The organism is Algoriphagus halophilus, assembly GCF_041729275.1.
In the GTDB taxonomy this organism is placed as follows: domain Bacteria; phylum Bacteroidota; class Bacteroidia; order Cytophagales; family Cyclobacteriaceae; genus Algoriphagus; species Algoriphagus halophilus_A.
Window position 1 is genome coordinate 4,200,783 of record NZ_CP146486.1, and the last position, 16,556, is coordinate 4,217,338.

At 38.4% G+C, this 16,556-nt stretch carries 16 protein-coding genes and 1 pseudogene; 11 read left to right on the top strand and 6 right to left on the bottom strand.

The window, feature by feature from the left end:
• Positions 1 to 9 precede the first annotated feature (9 nt).
• The 3 genes and pseudogenes from nhaC to V8V91_RS22575 all read left to right on the top strand — a co-directional run bounded on the left by nhaC (position 10) and on the right by V8V91_RS22575 (position 2,065).
• Positions 10 to 1,459: pseudogene (nhaC, locus tag V8V91_RS22565) on the top strand (Na+/H+ antiporter NhaC).
• Position 1,460: 1 nt separating this feature from the next.
• Entirely contained in the window at positions 1,461 to 1,841 is a 381-nt protein-coding gene (locus V8V91_RS22570) for a hypothetical protein (RefSeq protein WP_373397326.1), read from the top strand.
• Entirely contained in the window at positions 1,838 to 2,065 is a 228-nt protein-coding gene (locus tag V8V91_RS22575; protein ID WP_373397328.1) for a hypothetical protein, read from the top strand. Before V8V91_RS22570 ends, V8V91_RS22575 begins: the two co-directional genes overlap by 4 nt.
• On the opposite strand, the gene V8V91_RS22580 is transcribed toward V8V91_RS22575, so the two are convergent.
• Complete coding sequence (locus V8V91_RS22580; protein WP_373397329.1) at positions 2,055 to 2,666, bottom strand: YigZ family protein; 612 nt, start codon at positions 2,664 to 2,666, stop codon at positions 2,055 to 2,057. The two genes, V8V91_RS22575 and V8V91_RS22580, sit on opposite strands and share 11 nt — an antisense overlap.
• A gap of 124 nt (positions 2,667 to 2,790) precedes the next feature.
• Between V8V91_RS22580 and V8V91_RS22585 the strand changes: the two genes are divergently transcribed.
• The 4 genes from V8V91_RS22585 to V8V91_RS22600 are packed head-to-tail and all read left to right on the top strand — an operon-like array spanning position 2,791 to position 5,060.
• A complete protein-coding gene (locus V8V91_RS22585) occupies positions 2,791 to 3,207 on the top strand; it encodes an FdtA/QdtA family cupin domain-containing protein (RefSeq protein ID WP_373397330.1) in 417 nt (138 codons plus the stop codon).
• Positions 3,179 to 3,718: a hypothetical protein gene (locus V8V91_RS22590; protein ID WP_373397331.1), complete on the top strand. Its 540-nt coding sequence runs from the start codon at positions 3,179 to 3,181 to the stop codon at positions 3,716 to 3,718. The genes V8V91_RS22585 and V8V91_RS22590 overlap by 29 nt, the downstream gene beginning before the upstream one ends.
• The gene (locus V8V91_RS22595; RefSeq protein ID WP_373397332.1) at positions 3,715 to 4,107 is read left to right on the top strand and encodes a hypothetical protein; all 393 of its coding nucleotides are present in this window, start codon (positions 3,715 to 3,717) and stop codon (positions 4,105 to 4,107) included. Before V8V91_RS22590 ends, V8V91_RS22595 begins: the two co-directional genes overlap by 4 nt.
• Before the next feature lie 2 nt (positions 4,108 to 4,109).
• A complete protein-coding gene (locus tag V8V91_RS22600) occupies positions 4,110 to 5,060 on the top strand; it encodes a glycosyltransferase (protein ID WP_373397333.1) in 951 nt (316 codons plus the stop codon).
• Here V8V91_RS22600 and V8V91_RS22605 read toward each other — a convergent pair.
• The 5 genes from V8V91_RS22605 to V8V91_RS22625 form a co-directional block, all read right to left on the bottom strand.
• On the bottom strand, positions 5,057 to 6,250 hold the full coding sequence (locus V8V91_RS22605; protein WP_373397334.1) for a M16 family metallopeptidase: 1,194 nt from the start codon (positions 6,248 to 6,250) through the stop codon (positions 5,057 to 5,059). The two genes, V8V91_RS22600 and V8V91_RS22605, sit on opposite strands and share 4 nt — an antisense overlap.
• Positions 6,251 to 6,329: 79 nt before the next feature.
• A complete protein-coding gene (porV, locus tag V8V91_RS22610; RefSeq protein ID WP_373397335.1) occupies positions 6,330 to 7,541 on the bottom strand; it encodes a type IX secretion system outer membrane channel protein PorV in 1,212 nt (403 codons plus the stop codon).
• Positions 7,538 to 10,789 (bottom strand): type IX secretion system sortase PorU, encoded by a 3,252-nt coding sequence (porU, locus tag V8V91_RS22615; RefSeq protein WP_373397336.1) that lies wholly within the window; start codon positions 10,787 to 10,789, stop codon positions 7,538 to 7,540. The genes porV and porU overlap by 4 nt, the downstream gene beginning before the upstream one ends.
• Positions 10,786 to 11,478 (bottom strand): CDP-diacylglycerol--serine O-phosphatidyltransferase, encoded by a 693-nt coding sequence (gene pssA / locus V8V91_RS22620; protein ID WP_373397337.1) that lies wholly within the window; start codon positions 11,476 to 11,478, stop codon positions 10,786 to 10,788. Before pssA ends, porU begins: the two co-directional genes overlap by 4 nt.
• Positions 11,475 to 12,185, bottom strand: a complete 711-nt coding sequence (locus tag V8V91_RS22625; RefSeq protein WP_373397338.1) for an MBL fold metallo-hydrolase — start codon at positions 12,183 to 12,185, stop codon at positions 11,475 to 11,477. The genes pssA and V8V91_RS22625 overlap by 4 nt, the downstream gene beginning before the upstream one ends.
• Between V8V91_RS22625 and V8V91_RS22630 the strand changes: the two genes are divergently transcribed.
• From V8V91_RS22630 to V8V91_RS22645, 4 genes are read left to right on the top strand one after another with little or no spacing between them, the layout of a single operon-like run.
• The gene (locus V8V91_RS22630) at positions 12,184 to 12,906 is read left to right on the top strand and encodes an FAD-dependent oxidoreductase (protein WP_373397339.1); all 723 of its coding nucleotides are present in this window, start codon (positions 12,184 to 12,186) and stop codon (positions 12,904 to 12,906) included. The two genes, V8V91_RS22625 and V8V91_RS22630, sit on opposite strands and share 2 nt — an antisense overlap.
• Positions 12,907 to 12,929: 23 nt before the next feature.
• Positions 12,930 to 13,229, top strand: coding sequence for an FAD-dependent oxidoreductase (locus tag V8V91_RS22635; protein ID WP_373397340.1), 300 nt, complete (start codon positions 12,930 to 12,932; stop codon positions 13,227 to 13,229).
• 22 nt (positions 13,230 to 13,251) lie between these two features.
• Positions 13,252 to 15,144 (top strand): TolB family protein, encoded by a 1,893-nt coding sequence (locus tag V8V91_RS22640; protein ID WP_373397341.1) that lies wholly within the window; start codon positions 13,252 to 13,254, stop codon positions 15,142 to 15,144.
• Entirely contained in the window at positions 15,102 to 16,553 is a 1,452-nt protein-coding gene (locus V8V91_RS22645) for a hypothetical protein (RefSeq protein WP_373397342.1), read from the top strand. Before V8V91_RS22640 ends, V8V91_RS22645 begins: the two co-directional genes overlap by 43 nt.
• The last annotated feature ends 3 nt before the right edge of the window (positions 16,554 to 16,556 follow it).

A 16,556-nucleotide genomic window follows, 5' to 3' on the forward strand; every position in this document is an offset into this window, starting at 1 on the left:
CAGCTGTTAATGGAAGGAACTATACGTGCCCCTAAGGTTTTTGACGCCCTTATCCCCTTAATTTTTTTAATAGTATTACTTGTCTTAAATATCCAGGTTTTTGGAACGGATGGTTTATCTGGTTCCAATCAAATTGTACTGATTTTATCTGCCACGGTTGCTGCCTTGGTTTCAATTTTTAGATTAGGCTTTAGGTGGGAGACCTTGCAAGACGGGATTGTAAAAAGCATCAGTGCTGCCATGTCAAGTATATTAATTTTATTCTTGATAGGGGCACTTGCAGGAACTTGGCTTTTAAGTGGAATTGTTCCAGCCATGATTTATTATGGTTTACAGATTTTGAACCCCACCATTTTCCTTTTTGCAGCTTGTGTGGTAAGTGCTATCGTATCTATTGCCACGGGAAGTAGTTGGACCACTGTTGCTACAGTAGGTGTAGCACTCTTAGGAATAGGGAAGGCACTTGGCTTTGAGGAAGGAATCATAGCCGGGGCGATTATATCCGGAGCTTACTTTGGAGATAAAATGTCTCCTTTGTCAGACACCACCAATTTGGCGCCTGCAATGGCTGGTACAGATTTATTTACCCATATCAGGTACATGGCCAAAACGACAGTACCCTCTATTACAATCACCCTAATCATTTTTATAGTGGTTGGGTTTAATTATGAAACGGTTGGCTCCGTTGAGGATGTGAAAGCAATCTCTGCCGTAATTTTAGAACGGTTCAATGTGAATGGTTGGTTGTTTATTGTTCCTTTGGTGGTATTAGGGATGATCATAAAAAAGTGCCGGCAATTCCTGCCTTGCTAACCGGAGCCTTGTTAGGGGAGTTTTTGCCTTGATCTTCCAACCCCAAATCATTTCCTTGATTGCTGCTGAAGATGGATCTTATGCCTATCAAGGTTTCAAAGCAGTAATGATGTCACTGTATGGAGAAATCAGTGTGGTTACCAGTAATGATGTCGTCAATGAATTGTTGGTGACGGGAGGAATGGCAGGAATGCTGAATACCATTTGGTTGATAGTTTGCGCCATGGTATTTGGAGGGATAATGGAAGAAAGCGGAATGTTGAGAGTATTGGCAGAGGCCATTATCAAAAAAGTACATCGAGTAGGTTCTTTGATTGCCTCTACTGCAGCTACCTGCGTGTTTTTTAACATCACTACCTCTGATCAATATCTGGCGATTTTGGTTCCTGGAAGAATGTATGCCGATGTATATAAGAAGAGGGGACTTAAACCCGAAAATCTAAGCCGAACCTTGGAGGATTCAGCGACAGTAACCTCCGTATTGGTGCCTTGGAATACTTGTGGCGCTACTCAAGCTTCAGTATTGGGCGTGGCAACCTTAACGTATGCACCCTTTTGCTTTTTTAATATTATTAGCCCGTTTATGACCATTTTATATGGGTATCTTAAAATTGGAATAACGTATTACGAGAAAGAAGAAGTTTAGTATGATCCCTTTAAGGATAAGTAAAGATGAGATTAACCAGTTGCCCCTAGGCCAGTTTGAAGGGGAAATGTTTTTAATCGATGATATAGAAGATGTAGAAGAGGCTGCCGAATTTTTGGCAAAGCAAAGGATCATTGGTTTTGATACGGAAACAAAGCCTGCTTTTCGAAGAGGGGTGATTAACCCGGTCGCGTTACTTCAATTATCTACTTCAACTCAAGCGTTCCTATTTAGGTTAAATAATATTGGGAGCTTTCCAGATGCTTTGAGAAATGTGTTAGAAAAAGAATCCATTGTAAAGGTCGGAGCAGCCGTCCATGATGATTTAAAAGGCCTGGCAAAACTGACGGATTCTTTTTATCCTCAATCTTTTTTGATTTGAATGATGAATTAAAGAAAGTAGGATTCCATAATGTAGGGGTTAGAAATCTTTGTGGGATGGTCTTGAAAATCAGGATCTCCAAAGCAGAACAAGTTTCAAATTGGGAAGCTGAAGAACTCACTGAAAAGCAAAAACGGTATGCAGCCACAGATGCATGGGCTTGTTTGGAGATTTTTGAAAAATTAAAAAAGGAAGGTTATTTGGACCCTCTTTTTAAGAAATGATTTCTAGAGACTCTATTTCTTCTAAACTTTCTAATAACTGCTCTTCAATTCCTTTTCTATACTCCAGAGACATTTTGCAGTCCAGCATCAATTCCTGATGAATGATTTCCAATTCATGGGTTTTCACCAATTTCATGACCTCATTCATCGCAGGATAAGAAAATTTGATTTTCACCGAGGATAAAACTTGTTCTTCAATGATCTCATTTTCTTCGATCGCTAATGCTGCAGAAGTCTTATAAGCCTGGATCAAGCCACTCATGCCAAGTTTTGTGCCCCCAAAGTACCTGACCACCACGATGAGGATATTGGTCAGGTTATTTGATCGGATCTGGCCTAAAATAGGGTCTCCCGCAGAATGGTTAGGTTCTCCATCATCTACAGCACGAAAGGTAGTTGCTTCTTTGCCAAGCACATAGGCATAGCAATGATGCCTGGCATCATAATAAGTCTTTCTCAATTCAGCGAGATGGTCTTTTATTTCCTCTTCACTTCTGACTGGAAAAGCAAAATAAAAGAACTTACTACTTCGATCCTTGTAAAGTCCCTCGCTCGGCCTTTTGATGGTTAAATAAGAATCATCTAAGTCCTCTAAATGCATACGGATTGAGATGGTATTTGAAGATTATTGAATGGCTAAATTAGAAATTTAACTATTCAGTAACCTTGAATCCGTCTGATTTCTATTAATTTTAATTAATTGAGATTTCATAAAGAGGATAGAATTGATTGCAAAAAAATTACCTTACTTAATTGACTTGCCAGGTCATGTATCAGAGACAGGGAAATTAACTTATTGGGATAATCGGACGCTCTTTCCATCTGGAATAGAACGATGCTTTTGGATATCGGAAGTGAAAGCAGGGGAGTCTAGAGGTAACCATGCGCATTATCAAGAATCTCAAGTAATCATCGCCCTAGCTGGAGTTTTAGAAGTAGAGGTGACCCATGTAAGCGGGGAACTATTTAAATTTAAATTGGAGTCTTCTTCAAAAGGGTTGTTCATTCCTCCTTTAAATTGGGTTTCAGTTATTTTCTCCAAAGGTTCTGTGTTACTTGGACTCTGTGATCAAGCGTTTTCTGAAGATGATTTTATTAGGAATAAACAAGACTTTGAAAACTATCAATACAGAAATCAGTAAAGAATTTGAACTAATTGTTCAACCCTCTGAAAGATGCAAAAAGGATTATTTATTATCCAATATTTCAGGAAGTGGGGAGGTAGTGGCATTAGATTTTTTCTGGGAAAAGAAAGGAAAGAGAAAAGCATGGATCACTTTTTCAATTGATTCAAACTTAGTAGCAAGTTCACTACCCATGACCCCTTTTGGAGGGATATTTATTTTAGAAAAATTACATACAGAATCATTGGAATGTTTTATTCAAATGGTACTGGATACTTTGAAAAATAGAGGGGTTAGAAAAATAGAAATTATTTGTGCTCCCAAACCCTACGAAGAGAACCATGATTTAATCGCTTACCTTTTACAAAAACAAGGTTTTGAGTTAACGAGTATCTTGAGCCATCAATTCTTTTTGGGCAGGAAGAAAATAAAGAAATGGGTTCAGCAGGAATACGCTCGGTATCAAAAAAAGACTCAATCTCGGGCTATTTCTACAAGCATTAATTCGATAGGCAATTTTAATTTTTGAAGGAAATCCGTCATTGGAACGTAGAACGGGGCTATGAATTTCAATTGGATGATAACAGGATTATCATGCAAGTATCAGAGTATCCGGATCGATATTTTTTAATCAGCATTCTAGAGGCAGAAAAACCTGTGGCCCACTGTTTAGCAGTAAAGCTATTTTCGGATTCCATCTATTATTTTCTTTCAGCAATTAACCCTCACTCTTCCATCAAAAATGGGGGTGAATTATTGCTGGCAAATCTGTTTAAATTGGCCAATGATGAGAAAGTTAAATTGATCGATTTAGGCTCCTCGGATTTGGGAGATGAGATAAACCATCCATTGATGTTTTTTAAGTCAAAATTCTCGAATGATATTTCAAACAAAGAGACCTGGGTAAAAAATCTATAAGTATGAGAAGAGGTAAATTGGTTTCTGTGATCTGTATCTGCTTCAATCATGAAGATTGGATAGAGGAATGTTTGGAAAGTGTGCGATTGCAGGATTACCCTCAAAAGGAATTGATCATTATTGAAAATGGGAGCACGGACGACTCTCTACAAGTAATTGAAAAGTGGATTAAGGAAAGTGCAGGAAACTTGAAGGTGGAATTGATTTCTAATCAAGAACCACAATCTTACCTGGCTCTTTTTAACCAGGCGATTAAGAACTCCAACAGTCAATATGTAGTGGATTTGTCAGGTGATGATGTGCTATATCCAGATCACCTCTCTTTGTCGGTAAAAATGTTGGAGCTTTCAAGAGATGCGGCATTCGTGTTTTCGGATGCCTATATTTTGGATGAGGATGGAGTGGTTAAAACATTTTATGATCGGAAGACAGGAGGGGACTTAGTCCATGAAATAGAGGTGAATCATATCTATGAAATTCTGGTCCAAAGCTATTATATCTGTTCGCCTACCATTGTTTTTGATCGGGCTATTCTGCTAAAAGAAGGAGGATATGACGAAAACTTGACCTATGAGGATTTTGACATCCAAGTTCGCTTGGCCAGAAAATATCCCTTGGTATTCTCGGATCATGTGGGAGTCCTGAAGCGAAAGCTTTCCAATTCCTTATCAAGCAGGCAGTATATACCTTATGAATCGAAAATGCTCCCAAGCACCTTGATGGTTTGTAAGAAAATTAAAAATATGAACGAAACGCCTTCTGAAATGAAAGCCTTGGGTAAGCGGATTTTATTCGAGCTTAAACACGCTTTATGGTCTGCAAATTTTGAAGTAGCAACTGGTTTTATTGCATTGGGAGAAGAGATTCACCTGAAAAGTTTAACTTTACTGATCTATAAACTCTGGGCAAGGTTTAAGTTTGATTTATCCTGGCTTTATACCAGAATCGGTTAACCCACCACTACCTCTATTAGCTTTTTGTTTTGGTAATACTTTTGAGACAGTTTGAGTAAATCCTCAGATTGAAATGTTTTTAGATAAGAAAGTTTGTCGAAATAATAAGATAAATCCAAGCCTGAGTGATGAACAGCCCTAAATCTGTCCATGACATCAAAAGCAGAGCTAAAACGGCTCAACATCTGCCCAATCATGTAATTTCGAACGACCTCTAATTCATCTTTAGCAACAGGTTCTTCTACCAGTTTATTGATTTCAAAGTAAATTTCATCGATTACTTCTTGGTAAAAAGCCTTTTGTACATCCGCTGAGATTACCCAATATTCAAAGTCACCAATTTCTGCCAGACTGGAAAATATTCCATAGGTATGCCCTTTGTCTTCCCGTATATTTTTGATTAATCGAGATCCAAAATAACCTCCTAAAATGGTGTTAAGCACAGAGAGTCCTATAAAATCAGGATGTGATTTTGGGATGGAAAAGTTTCCCATTCTAATGCTACTTTGTACTGCATTATCACGTGATTCTATCCATTGAAAATTAGTAATGACTTCAGGGAAAAGAAGCTCCTCGGTAGGTTTCCTATTCGGGATTCTGGAAAGATCTATTTCTAGACCATTTAATTCTTGTTCTGAAAAATTCCCACTTATAAAGATTTCTATTTCCTGCCAGAGTAATTCCTCATAATAGAATTTTAATCGATCAGGTGTTACTTCATCTAAATGGGAGGCTTTTGGTTCTAATCCATAGGGATGTTCCGGTCCAAATAAAGCCTTTCTGAAAAGCTGTCCGGCTCTTACAGAAGTTTTTTCTTTTTCCAGTTTTAAGGCTAGCCTCTTTTGCGACTTCCGCTTTTCTAATGAGTCCAAAGGGAATGTGGCTTCAGAAAATAAGTCAATAAATACAGGAAGGACTTTTTCCAGGTGTTTTTTGGTAGTTAACAACCCCAATCCCTCATGGGAAAAAGAAAGTATTGGGTTGACCTCGCTTGCGTGAAAATCGAAGAATTCCGCGATCTCTTCACCAGACATTCCTTTGAGTCCTTCCTGAAGGAGAACCAAGGTAAATGAAGGGATTAAATTCTGGGATAATGGGAGGGATGCTTTCCGCCCTTTTCCTATGACTTCTATTTTTACAACATCCAGATTGGGAGTATTATTGAAAAATAACTTCGCACCATTATCCAACTTAGTTTCAAATGGAGGAGTAAGTTCAAAATCCTCCGAATTCTAAATTCAGGAGCTTTGGACCTATCTAATGGCATTTTTAATTCGGAATGGTATAAAGAAGAGAGAATCTTAGCGTTTCTGCTAATGGATGGTTTTGCTTTTGAGGAACTAAATAAGAGAAATCAAATCCTATTCTCTTTAAATCAAATCCCAAGCCCATGGTGAAATATTTTCTACCACCTTTGCTTTGGTTTTCAAAAAAGTAACCGGTTCTTAAATTGAATTTTTCAGCATAGGTATATTCTACCCCAAAAGAGACCGTCACTTCTTGAATTTCCTCAGAAAAGCCTCCGGGGGCATCTGCAAACGAGCCAAACATCCCTGAAATTAAAGGCCGGTTGGGATCTTTTCCTTGGGCAATTACCAAATTACCATCTTCATCTGTCACCAATGTGCCATCTTCATTGGTTTCGTAATAAGGGGGCGTTGGAACCAATAACTTATTAAAATCCAATGCAAAAGTTAGGGTGTTCATTGGATCTAAATCCAATGAATAAGCGGTACCAATTCGAAAGTTAGTAGGAATATAATCTAAATCATCTGCACTATTGTAGGTGATTTTTGGTCCAATATTGGAAATGTTCACACCCCAGGACCAGGTGCCTTCTTTTGCACCAGCAAAGATTGGTTTTTGATAATAAAGACCCACATCTGTACCTACGCTGATCCCTGGTCTACTTTCATTTCCTCCCGAAGAAGAAATGTTTCCAGAAAGATTGGAATGGATAAATCTGGCAGAAATACCCAACGCGAGGTTAGATGAAAGTTTTCTTGAATAAGTACCTCCAATCGCAATGTCACGAGGGTTGAATTCACCCAATGGATTTCCCCTTCCATCTGTCAATTCTATATCGCCCATATTGAAGTATCTCAACTCGAATCCAAATGCAGAGACCTCATCTATTTTCACAAAGCCTGTCAAATAACTTAATGACATATCATTTACAAGCTTTCCAAGCCAAGGAGAATAGGATAATGAAAAGCCCGTTTTATCTTCCACAAAAGCAAGTTTCCCAGAATTCCAGTGAGCTGAATTAGCATCCGGAGAGGTAGCCACCCCAGCATCCCCCATGGCAGAATGCCGAGAGTCAGGTGCAAAATTTAAAAATGGCACAGCTGTAGTGATTACCCGCCTAGTTGGATCTTGACCTGATATGATGCTGCTGTTTTGAGCAGAGGTTGTAAAACTAGCCAGGGTAAAAACTATTAGGAGTATGTTTATCCTGTTTCTAATGGCCATTATTTTCATTTAATAACGATTTGACCGCTAACTGTAGCCGTTGAATTGTCGGTTTCAGATTGAAGCGTTAATTTGTAAATATAAGTTCCTTTTGCGGGATATTTTGATTGGTTTTGTAAAAATATCCATGATAAATCATCAATCCTAGCGGATGCCTTGGTCAAACGAAGTGATTCAGTAAATATTGCCTGACCTGTAGTTTGATATATAGAAATTGTAATTTGAAAATTTTCACCTGGTCTATTGTGCTCTAAAATAAAGTTACTAACCTCATTCGTGGGGTTAGGATACGTTTTGTGGTTCAGGATTTTCAACTGTTTACTTCCTTTCACAAAAAACGATACACTTAAGTTACTTTGATTTCCCAAATTATCCCAAGCATTAATCAGAATCTCATTTTTCCCTTCAACAAATCCTTCCAATAAAATTTCGATGTACCCACTTTCGAACCTGTTATTTCGGGCAATAAACTCCCGGTTTAAGTACATGGGGGCACCCCCGTTGATCTCCACGGAAAGTTGACGTTCAGGCAAGAGACCAGAAATATCTATTCCGCTCCTATCCTCCAAGTCAATATGAGCAAAAAGTGATTTGGAAGGGAAAGAATTTGAAACAGGGTCTAACCCATTTAATTGTAGTTGGATGGAAGGACCTTCCCTATCTAATTCGGTTTCGTTTGATTCTATCGCGAGAACCGATTCCGTTCCAAAAGCCTCGAAGTTAGATTCGCTTTCCAATGCGATAATTCTGATTCTGGCCGGGTATTCTTTTTCACCTAAGTTCCTCGGAATAAAAATTTCAGTTGTGAGCTCTCCATTTAAAACACTTCCTTCCCCTCTGAATAGCATCACCTCTGTTTCATTGTAAGAAAAAGGTGGATTCTCATCTCCAAAGCTTTTTTTGTCAGATTGCCTACCCCAAATTTCAATTTGAAAGTTTCCATTGTACCCAATTTGTTTGGCTCCGCTCACTGGATCAATGATCGCATTTTTTAAAATGAGAGCTTGTCCTGAAAGAAGTGAACTTAGGGTATTTCCTGCTTTATCCTCGATGGATATTAAATCCACTTTTAGCTCAGGTTTCACCAATTTAAGGCTTGGATCACCTATCAAGGAGAAATTTCTATTGAATGGCCCCTTCAAGCTCTTGTTTTTAGTGTTTTTAAAAATAGTACCAAGATCCTGGTATCCTGAAGAATTGGATTGAAATGCTTCTTGGATGAAGGCCTCATTGACGGAGAAGTTTACACTTGAAAATACGGGTCTCCCTGTACTCAAAATACCGATGGCACCTCTATCCGAAGCAATAAGTAGTTCTTCTGCCGCTGATCTAAAAAATGGACTGTCTTGCCTTCCGAACTCACAAGTGGCGGTGACCCATAAAGCTAAATTCTTTTGTTTGGGCCAATTCCTGATATCAGCAACTGAAAATACTTCTTCTGCAGTCAAGGAGGTCTCGTTTCCATGCCCTATAAAATTGAGAATGAGGGTTCCCTCTTCTAATGTTTTTTCCAAAGCAGAAATTGCTTGAGGGGACTTTTGGTTTATCCCTTCTGTTACCTGTTCATAGCTGTCTAGGTAAAGTTTTTTTTGTTGGATGAAGGGATAATTTTCTTCGAGATACTGGGAGTGCTTTTCAGCATCCCGCATATGAATGTTGTTATCACCGTCATCTACTAAAAACGAAATGCCCTGTTTCCAAAAACCTGGTTCATGGTTATTTTCATAGTCAATTATTTTATTGACCACAGCTAATGCCTCTTCTTTGCTGATAACTGGAAGTCGTCCCACTCCAATTTGCATCATTTCATCTTCCTCTGAGCTTTCTCCCCAATTACCTTGGCCAATTTCCAACATCCCGAAGTAATCGTCAGAATTATAGGTAGTTAATGGGTTTAGGCTATTTCGGCTTGAATAAGTGGGGATGAGGTTAGGCCGTCCTCCCAATTTTCCTTTGTAATCAAATGTCCCTTTTCCAAAGAGCAAGACATTTTTTAAGGAATTGGAATGATGATACCTACTGGCAATAAAATTCCGGATAGCTGTCAGGTCCCGGTTACCATATCCGAAATGATCGACTATCTCCTCGATCCATACTACTTCAGTAGGAATTCCGAGCTGGATTTTGTGAGATTTTAGCTTTTCAGCTGAAAATGAAAAGATCTTGGGTGCAATGATTATTAATTCCGCAGAATTATTGGATTCATTTAACTCGTTGTTAATTGATTTAAAATGGCTTAAAGCAGGTACTTCTTCAGGGTTAAAGACGATGAGTTTATCGGTTTTCACTTCAGTATTGAGTGCGAACTCTAAGCGTTGCGGTCTAAAAAAATCACTTACATCCCAATAAGAAAACTGGGTGGCTTTAACCAAGGAAAAGCTTTCGGAATTCCAATTATAATAAATTCCTTGGCTAAGGGTTTGACTTGAAAATGGGATTCCTACACATATATAATCCCAATATCCAGTTGCACTTTGATCTGCAGATTTGAAGCTGGTGCGGATTCGATCCAGTCGACCCTCCATGGGTGAAAATTCAAAAGAAAACTGATCCTCAATTCCTTTGATTCCATAAGTGGTAGAGGGGATGGCTTCAAATGAAGCCTCATACCCTTCCTGATCATCTAACAGGATAGAAATGGAAGAAGGAGTAGTGGAACTACTCATTAAAGTTCCAAATAATTTCCAATGATCTGAATTTCCTGCTTCTTGGAAAACAGAGATAGTTCTCGAGCTTTGGGGTAAAATAGCTTCCGAATACCAAGTCCTTCCTGAATTCAGAATATTGTTTTCTTCCCCTTTGAATGGAATCAATTGATAGAGCGATAGTGGACCTGATAGTGATTCAGGAAGTTCTTGGGCAGATACGTCTTTTGTTCTGCTTCCAACCCCAATTAAATAACTTAAACTATCTGCATATAGATGATGCTGATAGTTCCAATGGGAGCGATCGTCTTTCTCAAATACATGTGGTCCTTCTAAATAGATATAAAGGACTCCATTCTGGATGAAACTTGGGATTTCTTGTTTGGCTAACTGTTCTTCTTGAAGTGGTTGGGGGAGCATGCCTGGATACCCAAAGAAGGCGATGTCTGACAATGAATTAGCTCCTAGTTTTTTAGCGTCTTCCTCCTCCAGTTTAAAAATTCCCGATTCAGCTATTTTTATGGAATAGAATTGGCTTTGGGAAAACACATCCCAAGAAAAAGAGATGCTGATGGCTAGGATAACTATTAGCTTTTTTATCAAAAGTCTCATTCACTACTCGTTGCATTTTCAACCACTGATAACCCAATATACGCAAGGATAATCAATGGGATACCAGCAAGCCCCAACCAAACAAATAGAAGGATGCTGAGAGTGATTAGCGCATACCTGAAAATATTCTTAGAAAATGCGAAAGATTTGAACTTCAGTGCGATCAAAGGAATTTCAGAAACCAACAGGATGGATAAGGTTAGTGCAATTCCAACCAAGAAAAATGGGGAGGTAATCACAGTACCAATCTTTGTCCATTGGATAGCAAAATGAGGTAAAGTGGCCACAAATAATGCTGCAGCAGGAGTAGGGACCCCAATAAACCGGTCTGACTGCCGGTCATCTAGATTAAATTTAGCCAACCTCAGGGCGGAAAATAAGGGAAGTATCAAAGTACCATATGGAAGCCATTCAATTTGACTGGTGCTTTTGGCCATTGCAAAAAGGATAAAGCCAGGAAGTACACCGAATGAAACCAGATCCGCCAATGAATCTAACTGTTTACCCAATTCCCCCTGAACTTTCAAGAGCCTGGCTGCAAATCCATCTATAAAATCAAGAAATGCAGCCAGTAGGATAAACCAGGCACCAGAAAGAATATTTCCGTCCAAAACCCACACGATCCCAATTAGACCGGATAGTAAATTTAAAAGAGTGACCGTGTTAGGGATATGTGACTTGATATTCAAAGCATTGCTCTTTGTCCCACGAATGGGTTGTTGATTTTTTCAAAACCTATGGTAGTCTGTGGACCATGGCCAGGGTAAATGATCGTTTCCTCTGGTAGTCTGAATAATACCGATTTGATTTTACTGATCAATTGGTTGTGGTTTCCTCCAGGAAGGTCTGTTCTACCTATACTTCCTTTGAAAAGAGTATCTCCAGCAATTGCCTGCTTTGAATCCTCATGGTAAAACACCACATGTCCAGGCGCATGGCCTGGAACAAATAAAATTTTCAAAGTTTCAACGCCAATTTTGATTTCATTTCCCTCCACCAGAAAACCATCCGGTTCGCTTCCTTCATACATATGAAACCCATAATTAGGAGCGTACACTTCCACAGATTTGATTACAGGGATTTCTTTTTCATGAATGAGTAAAGGAACGCCAAAAGTACGTTTTGCCCAGGTATTTCCTAACACATGGTCAATATGACAATGGGTATTTAGGATTTGCTTTACAGCGATGTTATTTTGTTGAATAAAATTCTCAAGCTCTTGTTTTTCAGAATCTTCATAACACCCCGGATCTATAATAGCCCCTTGTCCTGATTCATCATAAAGCAGGTAGGTGTTTTCCTGGAAAGGATTAAATGTAAAAGACTTGATGTAAAGCATAGGATTTGTCTGTACTAAGGCAACAAAATAAAGAATTATACCTTTAATTTGAGCCATGGAAATTGATTTTTTACTGATTGGTCAAGGGCTAGCAGGAACAGCGCTGGGATATCGTTTGATAAAATCCGGTAAAAGTATAAGAATTATCGATCAACCCTCAGGAAATCAGTCAAGCAGGGTAGCTGCTGGCCTATTTAATCCAGTGACAGGGAGAAAGATGGTAAAGACCTGGAATGCAGATTATTTATTTCCTGAACTTCATTCGTTTTACAAGGGACTGGAGGAAGTTACAGGCGAATCGTTTTTGATGGAACAACCTATTTATAGGCCTTTTTTATCCATTGAAGAACAGAATGAATGGATGGGGCATAGTGCGGATGAAGGATTCCAAATTTATTTGAAGGAGATCTATACCGAAAGCCAAAGTGATTCGTTGAATGATTCATTTGGAGGGGTGTTGCTCAAGCAATCGGGATGGTTGAAAATAAATGTTTTCCTCGACGCCATGCAAAAGTATTTTGCAGAGAACCTTCAAAAAGAATATTTTGAAGAACATGAATTGAGAAAAGAGGAGGGGCATTGGGTATACAAAGGCATCAAGTATCAAGCCATCATATTTTGCAATGGTTTGGGGGCGATGAATTCTTCATTCTTTAACTATTTACCGTTTGCACCAGTGAAGGGGGAACTATTGGAATTGAAACAAGCCTTCTGCCCTGATTATATCGTAAATAGGGGGTGTTCAGAGTTCATCTTGGAAATGGGGTTCACAGGGTAGGTTCCACTTATACCAAACATGATTTGGACGAAGGACCTACAGATTCTGCCAAGTCAGAAATATTAGAGCGACTAGGTGCCTTGGTAAAATTGCCCGTGGAGCAAATTATTTCCCATAAAACGGGTATTAGACCAGCTACTAGGGATAGAAAACCATTTTTGGGTAAACATCCTAAGGAGCAAAGCGTTTACATATTTGATGGGTTTGGAGCAAAGGGTGTTTCTTTGGTCCCTTATTTTAGTAAATTAATGTGTGACTATTTGAAAGGGCAGGCTTCACTACCCAAAGAAGTAGACATAGCAAGGTATTTTAATTATATTTAAAAAAACATCTTCGGCAATACGAATGCGATATCACCTGTTACGAATATTGATTTTTGCTGGGTTATGGTTGAATTCATTTTTTGTCTTTGCTCAATTTGATCAAGAGAGATTTGGGAAGAACAGGGTTCAGCACCAGCAATTTGAATGGTACTATTTTACCTCTAATAACTTTGAGGTGTATTACTATGACCGTGGTGGTGCAAATGCAAAAATGGCCATTGAATTTTTGGAGGAAGAGTTTAATAGACTAACCCAAATGATAGGCTATGTGGCCTATACCAAACCAAAGATCTATATCTACAATTCTCCAGAAGAACTTTTACAAAGTAATCTTGACCTCAATAAAATGGAATTGTATGAGGAAGGTCAAACGGATTTTAACAGGCTGATTGCTGAAGTTTCCTATAAAGGTGAGGTAGATCAATTTAAGGAAGATATTTTATATGCCACTTCCAAGGTGATCATTCAGGAGATGCTGTATGGGTCTTCAGTTTCCGATGCTTTCCAGTCCAATTTAGTCAATGCTTTTCCGGAATGGTATATTGATGGGATCGCCTTGTATCTGGCAAAGGGCTGGAGTTTAGAAATGGATGATTTTGTCCGACATTATCTGCAAGAGGAGGAAAATCCAAAAATCTTGAAATTAAAGCAACATGAAGCAGCATTAGTAGGACAATCTATTTGGAACTATATAGCCGAAAGATATGGCAGAAGATACATTTCCAGTATTTTGAATCTTTCAAGAATCAATAGAAATGAGGAAAATAGTATTGCCAATACGGTAGGTCTGAATTATGATACTTTTACTTCTGAATGGATCAAATATTATAAGACCATCAATGAGCAGGTATTTACCAATTTCAAGGATGTAGACCGATCAAATGCAGTTGCGGCTACTTCTTCCAAAGTAATGGGCACTATAAGTGATATTAAATTTAGCCCTGATGGCCTGAATGTCGCCTATGTGATCAATAATGGCGGTCGATATAAAGTTCAGATTAGGGAAGTAAGTTCTGGAAATGAACGCACCTTGTTGCAGGGAGGTGCCGTTTACAAAGACCAGACTCCTAACTTAATTTCGCCAGTAATTGCATGGAAGGATTCTGCAAATCTAGCTATTGCTTCATTTAAAAGAGGCTTTACCACATTAAGATTAAGGTCAATTGATGGCAGTAGTCAGGACAAAATATTTCTGAGGAATATTACCCAGATTTTGAGTTTGGACTTCAATGAGTCCGGTAGAAATATGGTGCTTTCTGCTATATCCAACGGGAAATCCGATATCTATACCTTAAATACAAGGGGAGCTGGCAAAAGGTTAACCAATGATATTTTTGATGAGCTGACGCCTACATTTTTGAATGATTCCACGATCATTTATTCTACCAATTACACGGAATTATCCGATTCAGTAGATGTGAAGGAAATGGATTTGAGTAGTTTGCCAAATGCATATAATCTGTATCTCATGGAAGTAGGAGATACCATTGTGACCAGAAAGCTCACCAATACCAACAGTAAAAACATTCGTCCTAGAAAATTGAATGGAAATAGTGTGGTGTTTTTGAGTGATCTCAGTGGGATAAAAAATCTAATGAGATTGGGTGTCGGATCTCAAGTAGCTAATCAAATTTCTGGGTTCAATAAGAGTATTGAAGTATTTGATGTGAGCAGTAGAATGAGCAAGATTGCCTATGCAGTGAGAGATGGAAGAGAGGTATTCTTAAAGATTGAAAATTATTCCGGCGTCGATCAGTTTACTCCTAGTACTCCAAGAATCCAACTTGAACAGGCTAAATCGCTGAATGAACGAATTGCCGCCAGAAGATTATTAGAAGAGAAAGCTCAGGATCAATTGAAGAAAAACCCGCATTGGAATTACCAGTTGCGAAAGATACTGTTACCGTTAAAGTAGATACAACACAGAAAAGCACCGCTACTTCGATCAATTTGGATAGGTTGAGATTTGAATCCAAAAATGGGATCAATACAGAGAATTATACATTTGATTCACTTCCTAGCCCAACGATTGCCAATGAGAGAACAGGCTCAGAAGGGAGAGATAATAAGATTAGTTTATTAGAAACTTTTAGAAAGCAGAGCTTGCAGAAAAGAGTTTCAGGTCCAAGACGAATGGAACCCCAGTTTTTGACAAATAGTATCAATACAAGGTTTGTCGTCGATCCCTTGAGAGGTTTCGGAATTAGTTTTACAGGTAGAATGACTGATCTGCTAGACAATCATAAATTTTATGCTGGAGTGATGACTACGTTGGATTTTCGATCTGGGGGAGACATTTTCTTTGAATATGAATACTTAAAAAGCAGAATAGATTTCAAAGGTAGATTTGATCGAAAAACCATTCGTATATCTGAGGGAGATATCACTTTTCAAAAGTATGTTCTTACCAAGGTGGAAGCAGGGTTTTCTTATCCATTTAATGTTAATGCAAGATTTACCCTGGCACCATTTGTCGCCAAAACCCAATATTTTAACTTGAATTCTGACTCTTTGATTCTTGGGCAAGATCCTGATCAAAATCGGTTTGATGTAAATTATATTGGTGGAAAGGCCGAATTTGTCTTTGACAAGACCGAACCTATTGGTTTGTATTCCCAGGCTGGATTTAAAGGCAAAATAGGATACATGCAATACCAATCCTTAAATAAGTCTTCCCGTTCATTTGGTAATTTTTATTTGGATTTAAGGAATTATCAAAGAATTCATAAAAATATTGTCCTTGCTTCCAAATTGTATGCAGGATCCTTTATGGGGAATAACCCTCAAACCTATATCGTGGGAGGAATGGATAATTGGTTGTTCAATGAGTTTTATAGACCTCCATCCAATAGGCCAGAAGCTTCTCCGATCAGAAACCCAGCTGGGGTAGAAAACTCCAATATTTTGTTTGCCGATTTTGTGGACTTAAGAGGATATGATTACGATGAAATTAGAGGAAGGAATGTGATTTCATTCACTACTGAGCTAAGGGTTCCTATTTTCTCTTACCTAACTAGAGGAAACATTACGTCAAATTTCATTAGAAATTTCCAATTGGTGGGCTTTTATGATATAGCCTCAGCTTGGAATGATTCTGCTCCATGGGAGAAGGTAAATGATCAAAACACTGAAGTAATAAATACAGAAGGTTCTCCTTTTACCATCACGTTAAATAATTTCAATAATCCTTGGTTACAAAGCTATGGAGCTGGACTTCGCACCGTTTTGCTGAATTATTATGTAAAATTTGATGTGGCCCAACCTGTTCGAAATTATAAAAACGAAGATCTAAAGTTCTATGTAACTTTGGGCATTAATTTCTAATCA

Excerpts from the sequence above, each read along its gene's own strand:
- V8V91_RS22640 (WP_373397341.1), top strand. The coding sequence starts at position 13,252 with ATGCGATATCACCTGTTACGAATATTGATTTTTGCTGGGTTATGGTTG.
- porV (WP_373397335.1), bottom strand. The coding sequence starts at position 7,541 with ATGAAAATAATGGCCATTAGAAACAGGATAAACATACTCCTAATAGTT.
- V8V91_RS22625 (WP_373397338.1), bottom strand. The coding sequence starts at position 12,185 with ATGGCTCAAATTAAAGGTATAATTCTTTATTTTGTTGCCTTAGTACAG.
- porU (WP_373397336.1), bottom strand. The coding sequence starts at position 10,789 with ATGAGACTTTTGATAAAAAAGCTAATAGTTATCCTAGCCATCAGCATC.
- V8V91_RS22570 (WP_373397326.1), top strand. The coding sequence starts at position 1,461 with ATGATCCCTTTAAGGATAAGTAAAGATGAGATTAACCAGTTGCCCCTA.
- V8V91_RS22580 (WP_373397329.1), bottom strand. The coding sequence starts at position 2,666 with ATGCATTTAGAGGACTTAGATGATTCTTATTTAACCATCAAAAGGCCG.
- V8V91_RS22630 (WP_373397339.1), top strand. The coding sequence starts at position 12,184 with ATGGAAATTGATTTTTTACTGATTGGTCAAGGGCTAGCAGGAACAGCG.
- V8V91_RS22600 (WP_373397333.1), top strand. The coding sequence starts at position 4,110 with ATGAGAAGAGGTAAATTGGTTTCTGTGATCTGTATCTGCTTCAATCAT.